Raw genomic sequence first — 12548 nt, 5'->3', positions numbered from 1 at the left:
ATTAAGTAGGCTTTGAGCAAAACTATTTTACCCCTGCAAAGACATTTATATTAAAAAAGCATAGGTCTATAAACTTATATGATTTTTCTTGTATATTACCCCTTTTAATGCTATAATCATGGTGGATAATATGTATGAGATTTATAAGGGGAAGTGGTTATCATAAGAAGGACAAATACTAAGGAACGTATCCTTGAAGAGTCTTTGAAGTTGTTTTCCAATTTTGGATATAATGCTGTAGGCGTGGAGATGATTGCTGCCGCTGTAAAGGTGACTCCACCATCTCTTTACAAGCATTTTAAGGGAAAACGTGAAATTCTTGAAACTATCATAGAGCAGGCTGAGGAGAACTATAATAAGCACAGTCTTCCTATTATCAACTTTACTGATGAGCAGTTAAAGAATCTCACTAAAGAGGAATTCGTAAAGTACAATATGGACCATGTTAAAAACATTATTCAGGATGATGTTATTAAATGCGTCCGTAAGCTTTTGATTCTGGAGCAGTTCCGCAACGAGCAGATCAGATTGATGCATATTGAAAAGACCTATACCAGAACTGAAAATGTTATCAGAAATCTGTTGGAGGGGTTATTCAAGAACAAGCACAACGGCAAGGGCAAGCCAAAGGTTACTACTGACCACATGGTGAATATGTTCTATCTGCCAATTATTGCCGTGGTTAACCGTTGCTATACTGAGCCTGAGTACGAGAAGAAGGCCCTTGATTTTATCGAGAAACACATCAGTATTATATGGGATACCTATTTCGCATAATGGCGTAAGATGTACATATACAGGGATGCAGACATTTGATGTATGTATCCCTTTTTTTCTTGCTTTTAGTTTACTTCCGATAATTTATACTTATCGGAAGTAAAAATACGATTCTGCCCCATTGAAAATATTGGCCTTATAATTCCCATTTGCCCCAGATAGAAAATGTATTATATTTTTCCAAAAAATTTAAGGCCAAATTAAGCCCAAAACGGTTCTGGATATTATTCACCGAGGTATTTTAACATCTGAATCAGGTACTGTCCCTTTATTTTGTCCCGTTCATCTCCATCAAGTTCACGTTTACCAAAACTGCAAAAGCCATTTTCCTCATAGAATCTAATCAATGACGGTACATCCTCACATTCCAAATAAACCAATTTGCCTCCAAGAATGCGCTGTCCTTCTTTAACTGTATCACATGCAATCTGAAGTAACTCATCTCCGGTAATAAGTTCATTGTAATTGTTCTTATAATTCTTACCCAGCTGACCAATCAGCGGAGCAGGTACTATATATCTTTGTAAGAATGCATCATACTCGGCAAATTTACTTATTCTTTTCCGAAGGTTGCTGCCAATACGGCCTCTTGTCCCAGCGTCAATATGGAAATACTTAGATGCCAGTGCAAAATAACCAACCAAAACCGGTCTCTTCTGATATGACGTAAAAACTAGATATACTGATGCCAGTTGCTGTTTTGAAAATTCCAGAGCCTTAAGTTGTATAAACTCATCAACATCCTTATTATATGGACAATAAAAATCCGAAAGGATGGCCTTGACTTGTTCCGGATCCATCTTTTCGGACATATCTCGTAAATTAATTTTCGTAAATCCCAGCACTATTATTCTCCTTAAAGATAATTAACGAAGAACTCGTTTACTTTATCCCCTTTTACCTCAGTTACGGCCTTAGACATAGTTACTGTCTTTCCTCTATGTTGGTGTGCATGCTCCAAAGCATCTACGAGCTTTTTAACCTGTTTACGGCCTTTGATATTTATGTTTTTTGAAATGCTCTTCGTTGCCATATGCTCTCCCTCCTTGCATAAACTATATAATATTCTATACTATATCAAGAATAAATCAAGAATCATCATAATAATTTTCTCATCTTATATATTCTATATATCGTAAAAAATTCCTTTTAATAAAAGCAACTTCTCATATACATCTATTCTGCATGGCTGTCTGAGAGCTTCAGGTATTCCAATTCGTCAAATATTATCATTGATACGAAATCACGGCCCTCTGTCTTTATATCAGCCAGATTTGTGGCATCAGGTAATTCTTCTTTATCTTCCTTTAGAGTGTAGAGGTATATTACCTCCATATCCATATAAATAATGGCCTTATTCCCGTATCAAAGTATATGTATTATTCTCCCCTTGGTTCACCCCATTAAAATATGTAGTATTATTCATTCCGTAATGAACTGCATAGGTTATTCCACCGCCGCCGTCATGGGTTCCTACCACTTGAATATCACCAGTTGTAGGAACAGTAAAGGACACTGGCTTATTTTTTATCATAAAAGGTTCACCCAAAGGAGTGCCATTGGCTATAATCTGCACATAATCCCCGTCTTCCGCTGCATAATCCCATACCAACAGATTTGTTTCCTGCTGTTCGCTGGAATGATTAATTACAACGTCGCCCCCAACGTAATTACCATCTTTTGATAGTAATCTGGTGCCTGGGGCCAATGTGGTGGATATATGGCTTTCCAATGCTTCTTGGGCAGCGGGACTGTTATCAACCTTTGCTGAAGTTGATATATTGGAAGTGTAAAATAAGCCAACTAAAATAATGGCCAAAAATACCCATGCCCCCTGCTTTATTCTTTTGGTAAATGAATTGTTATAACTTATATCCCTGGATTGTTTCTCGCTTGTATTTTCCAAATTATTCACAAAGCCTGAATTATAATAAGTATTATTATACTGTCTATTTTCAGTTGGAGCTGCATTCTGATTTAGTTCCCTATTCTGTAATAAATCACCCTGAATTGGCTGCTTATCTGTTGAATCTTTCTTTATTTCATTCATAACAGGTCACCTTTCATTTGTATTCTTACCTGTCGTCTCTCTGATAAACAATCGGCCTTATTTTAAAATATAAAGACATTATGAAGCGACAAATAATAACCATAATAATCATCAAACAGATTGTAATCTCATAGCGTTGGCTGTCGGTAACTGAAAATCCCTGTCCCAAGATAAACTCCGCCAAAGCTGCTATAAAAAGATTTATCATCAACATTGTAGTAAAAGGATAAAGCCAAGGAAATATGTAATAACACCTTCTAAAAAGCGGAACAAAGCCTGTTATCATAACAACAAAGCTCAGGGTACCAAAAATAGAAAAACCAGCTGTAGTGCCTGCAAATCCAGTGCGAATCATCCCTGGAATATCGTGAAATACCAGCATCAGTGTTGAAAATCCAGCAAGAACTAATACCAATCCCAAGAAAAGAAGCCAGGAAAATGTTATAAAATTTTTTAGTATTTTTCCCATATCACTATACCTCCCAAATATCCTCTTCCGTAATAGTGATCAATGCATCCTTGGATAGATTTGTTTCGTTGCTAAGGCGAAGTGCCTGATTATTTAATGAACGTTCAAAAACATTTCGTACATAACGTCCATTGCCAAAGTGTTTGTCCTGCTTTGCCACAGCCAGATGCTCCCGCAGAACACTTTTGCCTTCATCATTTAAAACATATCCCTGGGCAGAATACATGCCGTCGGCAATTTGCATAAGTTCATCAACAGAATAATCAGGAAATTCAATAATATTAGGAAAACGTGAATGAAGCCCCACATTCTTAGTCAGGAAATGTCTCATATCATCACTGTAGCCAGCCAAAATGACCACCAGATTATCCCGGTTATCATCCATCATTTTTACCAGGGTATCTATGGCTTCCTGTCCAAAATCATTTTGTCCGCCCTGGGCAAGCGCATAGGCCTCGTCAATAAACAGGACCCCGCCCAAAGCACTTTCAATGACTTCCCGTGTCTTTATGGCAGTCTGTCCCACATAACCAGCCACTAATCCCGATCTGTCAGTCTCCACCAAATTATTGATTTTAATAACATTCATATTGTACAAAACATCCGCTACTGTTCTTGCCATCATAGTCTTTCCAGTGCCCGGATTACCTGTAAAAATCATATGCATGGTTTGTGTAGTATCAACTTTCAGTCCAAGCTTCTTCCGTTCCCCCTGCAATCTCAGTCTGGCATTAAGGCTGCGAATGTATTTTTTCACAGAATCCAGTCCAATAACCTTATTAAGCTCCTGTTCCAAATCGAATTCCGGCATATTGGTTAAGCCAAAATCCTCTGGAATAAGCAGTTCCATATCATCCTCAGGATTTTTGACAATGCGCTGTGACTGATTTAAAATTGCATTCTCTATGAGATTTCTTACTAAACGGCCATTGCCGCCATCATTTTTTCCTTTAATCTGACGAGCTTCAAATTGATGCCGCAATCCCGCTTCACACATTGCTGACAAATTATATCCTTTATTTTTTGCAGTAATATTGGCGATTTCATACATCTCATCCACAGTATAATCATCAAAATGCACAATATTTGGAAATCTGGACTTCAATCCAGGATTGGTCTTTAGAAGATCTGACATTTCATCCTCGTAACCAGCCAAAATAACCACCAAATTATCTCTGTTGTCTTCCATGGCCTTTACCAGAGTGTCTATTGCTTCCAAGCCAAAAATATCACCCTGTTCCCGGCACAAGGAGTACGCCTCATCAATAAATAACACACCACCCAAGGCACTTTTGATAACCTCTGAGGTTTTGACTGCTGTGTGGCCTACGTACTGTCCAACCAAATCCGTTCTTGTAACTTCACAAAGGTGCCCTGATGAAAGTACACCAATGGCTTTCAGATATTTTGCCACTATTCTTGCAATAGTGGTTTTTCCTGTTCCCGGATTACCTGCAAAAATCATATGCATGGAAATATCGGACTTCTTCAGGCCCTTGTTCTCCCGCATTTGCTGAACCTTAAAATTGTTTTCCAGATTAAGTACGTATTCCTTTACCTTGGCCAGGCCTACCACCTGCTCAAGTTCTTTGCGGGCTTCCTCCAGTTCAACGGCATTATATTTTTTCACAAAATCAGCCATCATAAAGCTGGCACCGCTGTCCAAAGTAACAACGTACCCATCGTTGTAATTTATTTCTCCTATATTGGTATTTCCAAAAATATTCTGCAAAATCATCTCGGTCAAAGGCTCATAAAGATGCTCATCTATATATTCTGCCAAAGCCTTTACTCCACCCTTTTCCCGATAATGAGTGCTTATCTCCTCAATCAATGGCTCCTGTACTTTTATTGTAAATCTCAGCTTTTCCCGGCATTTCGTTCCAAATTTTTCAAGCAGATTATTGGCCAAATTCCGAACTTGAATTGGTGAGAATGGCTCCAATACGATAACATCGTATATTTCCTCAATGAATTTATTACCTAATGCAGATATTGCTTTTTTCTCTTCAAGAGTTGATGTAAAAATAAGGAATTTGCCATTGGCGGAAATCTGGGAAACAATGTCCTTATCCAATACTCCGGTGGCCTCCATCAAACTGCCATTGAGCAGCATATACCTTTTTGACAATTTATAACGGCCCTGTGTCATAAGCTGGTATAAAATCTCCAAGTGTGAAGGGGAAGCCTTGTCAATGTTCTCAAAAACCACCGATTCACCTTTTGAATTAAGCGCTTTGTACAAATCGGACATAAAAAGATCACTAGCAGCATCTGTCTCATAATCAGAAAAATTCAACACAGAAACTTCTGCCTGTTTAAAAATCTTCTTCTTTTTTAAAATGTTGCTGATACACTGTATCCCATAAACTTTCCCCCTACTCTCGTGGCCAATGACAAGTATGGTATTCCTTGGTTTTATATTGTCATAACCGCGAAGGTAAGGCCGTTCAAAAGCTTTGCCAAAAGCCATTATATCTTTTTCTGAGCCTGTCCATTGGGTTCTAAGAATTATTTTCAAATCAACAAATGCGTCATTTGAAGGAGTATTAACCTTATTTTTGGGGGCTGACGATACATTATTCGGGGAATATGCCGGAGGAATATATTGTACAGGTCTGTTAACACGTGTTGGTACAGTAGCTACATTACCGTTGGAATAGCCGGGTGCAGTTACTGATGAATTATTAATCATAGGCTTCCCATCATCAACAATAAATCCATGTTGTCGCAAACATTCTATAATTTGATATTCAGGAAACCAAAATTTTAAAAGTTTTTCCAATCTCTCGTTCATAATAGGCACCTTTATTAGATGATGTTGAAATCAAAATGTTATTTCCTTTTCACTATATTATAACATAATAAAAATAGGCTGTGACAAAATATAATCATATATATTGTCACAACCATGTTTAATATTATAAAATTTTTATTTAATTTAGCCTTATTTAAATTCCACGAACTCGTTTATTTTTGCCCCGCCTTTTGTCATTGGTTCCACAAAGCTTCTGTGGAGATTTACCACAATAACATGTGGTCTGTCCGGATCATTAAGGGATTTGGAGAAAGCCACTGCGAAATCATCCGGGGTGGAAACGCTGTAGGCATCTATGCCAAAGCTTCTGGCATAGGCAGCGTAATCCATGTCATATTCAAATTCACAGGCAATATACCGCTTATCGTAAAATACGGTCTGGAGCTGACGGATCATTCCCAGGCTGGTATTGTTCACTATAATGGAAATAATCGGCAGATTTAGCCGGGCAATGGTGTAATATTCATTGCCTGTCATTTTGATGCCCCCATCTCCGGCCACGTGAATTATCCTTCGCTTGCTGCCACTGGATACGTAGGATACCTGGGCACCCATGGCTGCTGGCAGGCCAAAGCCCATGGTACCAAGTCCTCCGGAGGTAAACCAGGTGCGTGGCTCCTCAACCCTTAAATGAAGTGCGCACCACATCTGATGCTGTCCTACGTCCGTGGCAAAGGCAAATTCCTTTCCCTCAGTGGCCTTGGCAACATGATGGAGAGCCCATGGCAGGGTAAGGCGATTTACGTCATAATCATATTCAAATTCTGAATTAAGTGAGCGGATTTCAGCCCACCAGCTATCCAGCTTCTTCGTTGGTTCACGGCGCATAAGCATGGCCAGAATAGTCTTCATATCACCGGCCAGCCCTATGGAGCTTGGTATATTCTTGTCTATTTCTGCCGGGTCTATATCCACATGAATGAATTTAGTATTGGCAGTGTATTTATCCACATTCCCCGTTAAGCGGTCTGCAAAGCGGCTGCCCAGGGATATGATAAGATCCGCCTTGTAAATAGCACTGTTGGCATCTTTTTTCCCGTGCATGCCCGTAAAGCCCAAAACATTTGGGTGGGACATGGGAACGCCACCAATTCCCATAAGGGTAAATACAATTGGCAGATTGTAATGCTCAGCAAAGGCCACAACCTCTTTTGTGGCACCGGCGGAAATAACACCGCCACCAACGATTATTACAGGCCGTTCAGCATCGCAGATAACCTGGGCTGCCTCTGCGGCGCAGATTTTAAAGTCCGCATCCGGCTCTGATGGTTTCTTTGGAAGGACCTCCTCCTTGGAATAAGGTGCTTCATTAAGGAGAATATCCTTGGGAATATCCACCAATACAGGGCCTGGTCTGCCACTTTTGGCGATTTTAAAGGCCTCCCGCAGGGTGCTGGCCAAAAGCTTAGGATTTTTTACCTTAAAATTATGCTTTGTAATGGGCATGGTTACGCCCATTATATCCGTCTCCTGAAAGGAATCAGTTCCCAAAAGGCTGGTATCCACCTGTCCTGTTATGGCCACAATGGGAATTGAGTCCATAAAGGCGGTGGCAATACCAGTTACCAGATTGGTAGCCCCAGGGCCTGATGTGGCAATGCACACCCCCACCTTCCCAGTTGCCCGGGCGTAGCCGTCGGCAGCATGGGCCGCATTTTGCTCATGGGTCACCAGAATCTGATTAATATTTTTCTCATCATATAGGGCATCATAAAGAGGGAGAATCATTCCTCCCGGGTAACCGAACAGGGTATCAATGCCCTGCTCCTTAAGTATTTCAACAACTATCTGAGCACCCTTCATGTGAGCATTCCTCCATTAGAGGCAGTCAATTACTGCCTGTGTCATTGTTGCAGTGTCAGCCTTTTTAAAGCCCTCATGCCAGAGATCCGGTGTACGCCAGCCAGCCTCCAGTGCTTTGTCGCAGGCATTTTCCACTGCCTTGGCTGCTTCCTCCTCCTTAAGTGAATATCTGAGGAGCATGGCTGCAGAAAGGATTGTGCCAACTGGGTTGGCAATGCCCTGGCCCGCAATATCAGGGGCAGAGCCGTGAATTGGCTCATAAAGGCTGGTGAGCTCGCCGATGGAAGCTGATGGCATCATGCCAATGGATCCCCCTAAAACTGCTGCCTCATCACTTAAAATATCACCGAAAAGATTTCCGGTCAATATTACATCAAACTGGGTTGGGCGTACAGCCAGCTGCATGGCAGTATTGTCCACGTAGAGATTATTAAGCTCCACATCAGGATAATCCTTGGCCACTTCAGCCACAGTGCGTCTCCAAAGTCTGGAGGTGGCCAGTACATTTGCCTTGTCCACGGAGGTCACCTTGCCACGGCGAAGCTTGGCAGTTTCAAAGGCCAGCCTGGCGATGCGCTGCACCTCGGGAACGGAATAATTCTCCAGATCCCATGCCCTTTCGGCACCGTTATGGAGCTCGGACTCGCATTTATCCCCAAAGTAAATTCCACCCACCAGCTCACGGACAATAACGATGTCGCAGCCCTTGATGCGGTCTGGCTTTAACGGGGAATATTCCACCAGTGAATCTGCAACCTTCACGGGACGAAGGTTGGCATAAAGGCCCAGTCCCTTTCTAAGGCCCAGAATAGCCTTTTCAGGACGAAGCCCCGGCTCCACATTATCCCATTTATCTCCGCCAACGGCACCAAAAAGGACGCCGTCAGCAGCCTTGCAGGCATTAAGGGTATCATCGGGAAGTGGCACGCCAAATTTATCATAGGCAGTACCCCCAGCATCCTTATATTCATATTCAAGATTCAAGCCAAACTTCCCTGCTGCTTTCTTTAAAACCTCAACAGCAGAATCGGTTATTTCCTTGCCAATTCCATCACCGGGAATAACAACAATCTTCTTAGCCATATTATTTCTTCTCCTTAATGTAATTAATAAGGCCCCCGGCCTTGGCAATCTCCTGTACGAAGCCAGGAAGTGGCTGGGCATGGTAGGTTTCCCCTGTGGTGAGATTTTCGATAACCCCTGTGGAAGGATCCACCTTTAATTTATCACCATGACTTATTTTCTTAACATCTTCACCGATTTCAAGGAGCGGCAAACCAATATTGATGCCGTTTCTGTAGAAAATACGGGCAAAATCTGCAGCAATAACCACAGGAACTCCTGCAGCCTTAATGGCAACAGGGGCGTGCTCACGGGAGGAGCCACAGCCAAAATTCTTGCCCCCCACCATTATATCTCCTTCCACCACGTTGGTGGCAAAGGGAGCATCCTGGTGCTCGTCACTGTCCTCCATACAATGGGCAGCCAGATCCTTGGGATCAAAGGAGTTTAAATATCTTGCTGGAATGATAACATCTGTATCCACATTGTCACCATAGCGCCAAACCTTACCTTCATGTGCCATATTATTCAACCTCCTCTGGAACTGCAATCCGTCCAAGAACAGCGCTGGCAGCAGCTACATAAGGTCCCGCCAGATATACTTCGGAATCCACATGGCCCATACGGCCGCGGAAATTACGGTTGGTGGTGGAAACAGCCTTCTCCCCGGCTGTCATAATGCCCATGTGGGCACCAAGACAAGGTCCGCAGGTCGGAGTGCTTACAGCACAGCCCGCCTCCACAAATATGTCAACGAAGCCCGCGTGAATGGCATCCATATAAATCTGCTGGGAACCAGGGATTATAATGCAGCGCACATCCGGGTGAACCTTGTGGCCCTTGAAAATCTCCGCCGCCTGCTGCAGATCCTCAAAGCGTCCGTTGGTACAGGAGCCAATAACCACCTGATCAATTTTGATTTCCCCGATTTCAGACACAGGGTGGGTATTTTCAGGAAGATGCGGGAAAGCCACCACTGGGGTCAGCTCAGAAAGATTAATGGTAATAACCTCATCATACTGGGCATCTGCATCGGCCTCCACAGGGGTAAAATCGTAATCCACTCTCCCCTTTACGTATTCCTCTGTAATCTTGTCATAAGGGAAAATACCGTTCTTGCCTCCCGCCTCAATGGCCATATTGGCAATGGTAAGGCGGTCTGTCATGGTAAGCTCTGCCACGCCCTCCCCAGTAAATTCCAGGGACTTGTAGAGGGCACCGTCCACGCCGATTTTCCCGATAAGTGTTAAAATAACATCCTTGCCGCAAATATATTTAGGCTTCTTCCCCGTAAGCTCAACCTTAATGGTCTTTGGAACCTTGAACCAGGCCTCCCCAGTGGCCATGGCCACACCAAGGTCTGTGGAGCCAACACCTGTGGAAAAGGCATTTACTGCGCCATAAGTACATGTATGGGAATCCGCACCGATTATACACATACCAGGAGCCACAATGCCCTTTTCTGGAAGAATAACGTGCTCAATACCAACACGTCCCACCTCGAAATAGTTCTTTATTTTGTTTGCCTTGGCAAAATCTCTTACAGTTTTGGCAAGCCCTGCTGCCTTTATATCCTTGTTTGGGGTAAAATGGTCCGGAATCAGGGCGATTTTTGTATTATCAAATACAGGACGGCCAATTTTATCAAATTCCTTAATGGCTGGCGGTGCAGTAACGTCATTGGCTAGAACCATATCCAGCTTGCAGGTAATAAGCTGACCAGGAACTACGGATTCCAGCCCCGCATGCTTGGCCAGAATCTTTTCGGTCATATTCATTCCCATAGCGTAAACCCTCCTAAATTTTTTAATATACTTAAATATTCTAAGAGCGGCCTACACCAAAATTGGCGTAAGCCGCTGATTAATTTTTTAGATTACCAGATTATTAATTTATTAGGTTATTAAACTGTTAAAAAATTAACGGGAAATCTTAGTCCTTGGAAAGGTCTGCACCGTCCTTGAGCCAGGACATCATGCCACGGAGCTTTGCACCCACTTCCTCAATCTGATGCTCAGCATTGAGGCGGCGCATTGCGTAGAAGTTAGCCCAGCCAGCAGCGCGGTTATCAGTAAGGAACTTGTTGGCAAAGGTACCATCCTGAATTTCCTTCAGCACCTGCTCCATTGCCTTGCGGCTTGGCTCACCAACAACGCGAGGGCCGGAAACATAGTCACCGAACTCAGCAGTATTGGAGATGGACTTGCGCATCTTGGCCATACCGCCCTCATACATAAGGTCAACGATGAGCTTCATCTCATGGAAGCACTCGAAATATGCAATCTCTGGCTGATAGCCGGCAGCCACCAGAGTCTCAAAGCCGTTCTTGATAAGGGAGCAAACACCGCCGCAGAGAACAGCCTGCTCACCAAAGAGGTCAGTCTCAGTTTCCTCACGGAAGGTGGTCTGGATACAGCCGGAACGGGTACCGCCGATACCACGGGCATAAGCCAGTGCCAGTTCAAATGCATGGCCAGTTGCATCCTGCTCTACTGCAAATACATCTGGAACACCGCCACCCTCGGTGAAGGTACGGCGTACAAGATGGCCAGGGCCCTTAGGGGCAACCATGAATACATCGACATCCTTTGGTGGAATGATCTGCTGGAAATGGATATTGAAGCCATGAGCGAAGGCGAGAGCTGCACCAGACTTCAGATTAGGAGCAATCTCATTCTTGTAAACCTCAGCCTGCTTCTCATCAGGAATAAGAATCATGACAATATCTGCAGCAGCGGTAGCCTCACCAACTGGCAGAACCTTCAGACCCTTGCTTTCAGCCACAGCCTTGGACTTGGAGCCCTCATAAAGGCCAACGACAACGTTCAGGCCGCTTTCCTTAAGGTTAAGTGCATGGGCATGACCCTGGGAACCATAACCAATAATGGCAACGGTCTTATCCTTGATTACTTCCCAATTAACATCCTGATCATAAAAGATTTTTGCCATAATACTCTCTCTCCTCGCAATATTCTAATATAGTATGCTCCCCACGCTCCAGACCCGTAAAGCCGGTCTGTATAACCTCCAAAACCTTGTAGGAGGAAAGAACACGGTTAAATGCCTTCACCTTGTCCTCGCTTCCCGTGATTTCAAAGATCAATGTGGTGGGCTGCACATCAATGACGCGGGCTCCGAAAAGCTCCGCCATTTTTAACACATCCAAGCGGTTGGTGTCATCAGCCTGTACCTTTATAAGGTTCATAATCCTGCATACGGAGGAACCCTCGTTGAGGCGTTTTACCACCTCCACGTCAGGCAGCTTTCCCAACTGCTTCATTACCTGGTCAATGATGTTTTCATCACCGCTGACTACCACTGTAATACGGGAAAACTCACTTTTTTCCGTTTCCCCCACAGTGAGGCTTTCTATGTTAAACTCTCGCCTGGAAAACATACTGGCAACTCTCACCAGTACACCTGGCTGGTTTTTAACCAACACAGATAAAACATGCTTCATAAAACTCCTCCAGATACATAAAAACGCCCCCATTGCCTTAACAGCAACAGGGGCGGATAAGATTCGTCCCAAACATTGCCAAAAACCATAATATCATGTTAAATCTGCT

Annotated in this window: 13 protein-coding genes; 1 reads left to right on the top strand and 12 read right to left on the bottom strand. The window is 43.1% G+C overall.

From position 1 onward, the window contains the following. The first annotated feature begins 153 nt into the window (after positions 1–153). On the top strand, positions 154–777 hold the full coding sequence (locus T525_RS0103715; RefSeq protein ID WP_072031616.1) for a TetR/AcrR family transcriptional regulator: 624 nt from the start codon (positions 154–156) through the stop codon (positions 775–777). Between the two features lie 224 nt (positions 778–1001). On the opposite strand, the gene T525_RS0103710 is transcribed toward T525_RS0103715, so the two are convergent. The 12 genes from T525_RS0103710 to ilvN form a co-directional block, all read right to left on the bottom strand. Continuing rightward, the gene (locus T525_RS0103710) at positions 1002–1622 is read right to left on the bottom strand and encodes a hypothetical protein (protein WP_027406097.1); all 621 of its coding nucleotides are present in this window, start codon (positions 1620–1622) and stop codon (positions 1002–1004) included. A gap of 11 nt (positions 1623–1633) precedes the next feature. After that, positions 1634–1810 (bottom strand): hypothetical protein, encoded by a 177-nt coding sequence (locus T525_RS16510; protein ID WP_198022607.1) that lies wholly within the window; start codon positions 1808–1810, stop codon positions 1634–1636. Between the two features lie 143 nt (positions 1811–1953). Next, positions 1954–2118 carry a hypothetical protein gene (locus tag T525_RS16205; RefSeq protein ID WP_198022605.1) on the bottom strand — a complete coding sequence of 55 codons (165 nt, stop codon included), beginning with the start codon at positions 2116–2118 and terminating at the stop codon, positions 1954–1956. A 13-nt stretch (positions 2119–2131) separates the two neighbouring features. Next, positions 2132–2827, bottom strand: coding sequence for a hypothetical protein (locus T525_RS0103695; protein ID WP_051533380.1), 696 nt, complete (start codon positions 2825–2827; stop codon positions 2132–2134). Between the two features lie 25 nt (positions 2828–2852). Next, on the bottom strand, positions 2853–3296 hold the full coding sequence (locus T525_RS0103690; protein ID WP_027406095.1) for a hypothetical protein: 444 nt from the start codon (positions 3294–3296) through the stop codon (positions 2853–2855). A 4-nt stretch (positions 3297–3300) separates the two neighbouring features. Next, on the bottom strand, positions 3301–5598 hold the full coding sequence (locus T525_RS0103685) for an AAA family ATPase (protein WP_198022604.1): 2298 nt from the start codon (positions 5596–5598) through the stop codon (positions 3301–3303). 645 nt (positions 5599–6243) lie between these two features. Further along, positions 6244–7917, bottom strand: a complete 1674-nt coding sequence (ilvB, locus tag T525_RS0103680; RefSeq protein WP_027406093.1) for a biosynthetic-type acetolactate synthase large subunit — start codon at positions 7915–7917, stop codon at positions 6244–6246. Positions 7918–7932: 15 nt separating this feature from the next. Next, positions 7933–9000, bottom strand: coding sequence for a 3-isopropylmalate dehydrogenase (gene leuB / locus T525_RS0103675; protein WP_027406092.1), 1068 nt, complete (start codon positions 8998–9000; stop codon positions 7933–7935). 1 nt (position 9001) lies between these two features. Further along, complete coding sequence (locus tag T525_RS0103670; RefSeq protein ID WP_027406091.1) at positions 9002–9502, bottom strand: 3-isopropylmalate dehydratase small subunit; 501 nt, start codon at positions 9500–9502, stop codon at positions 9002–9004. Position 9503: 1 nt separating this feature from the next. Beyond that, a complete protein-coding gene (gene leuC / locus T525_RS0103665) occupies positions 9504–10763 on the bottom strand; it encodes a 3-isopropylmalate dehydratase large subunit (protein WP_027406090.1) in 1260 nt (419 codons plus the stop codon). Positions 10764–10911: 148 nt separating this feature from the next. Further along, positions 10912–11928, bottom strand: coding sequence for a ketol-acid reductoisomerase (ilvC, locus tag T525_RS0103660; RefSeq protein ID WP_027406089.1), 1017 nt, complete (start codon positions 11926–11928; stop codon positions 10912–10914). Then, positions 11909–12439 carry an acetolactate synthase small subunit gene (ilvN, locus tag T525_RS0103655; RefSeq protein ID WP_027406088.1) on the bottom strand — a complete coding sequence of 177 codons (531 nt, stop codon included), beginning with the start codon at positions 12437–12439 and terminating at the stop codon, positions 11909–11911. The genes ilvC and ilvN overlap by 20 nt, the downstream gene beginning before the upstream one ends. Between the last annotated feature and the right edge of the window lie 109 nt (positions 12440–12548).

The sequence above is a fragment of the Anaerovibrio sp. RM50 genome (assembly GCF_000622005.1).
Lineage (GTDB): Bacteria > Bacillota > Negativicutes > Selenomonadales > Selenomonadaceae > Anaerovibrio.
This window is presented reverse-complemented; position numbering and strand designations above follow the sequence as displayed.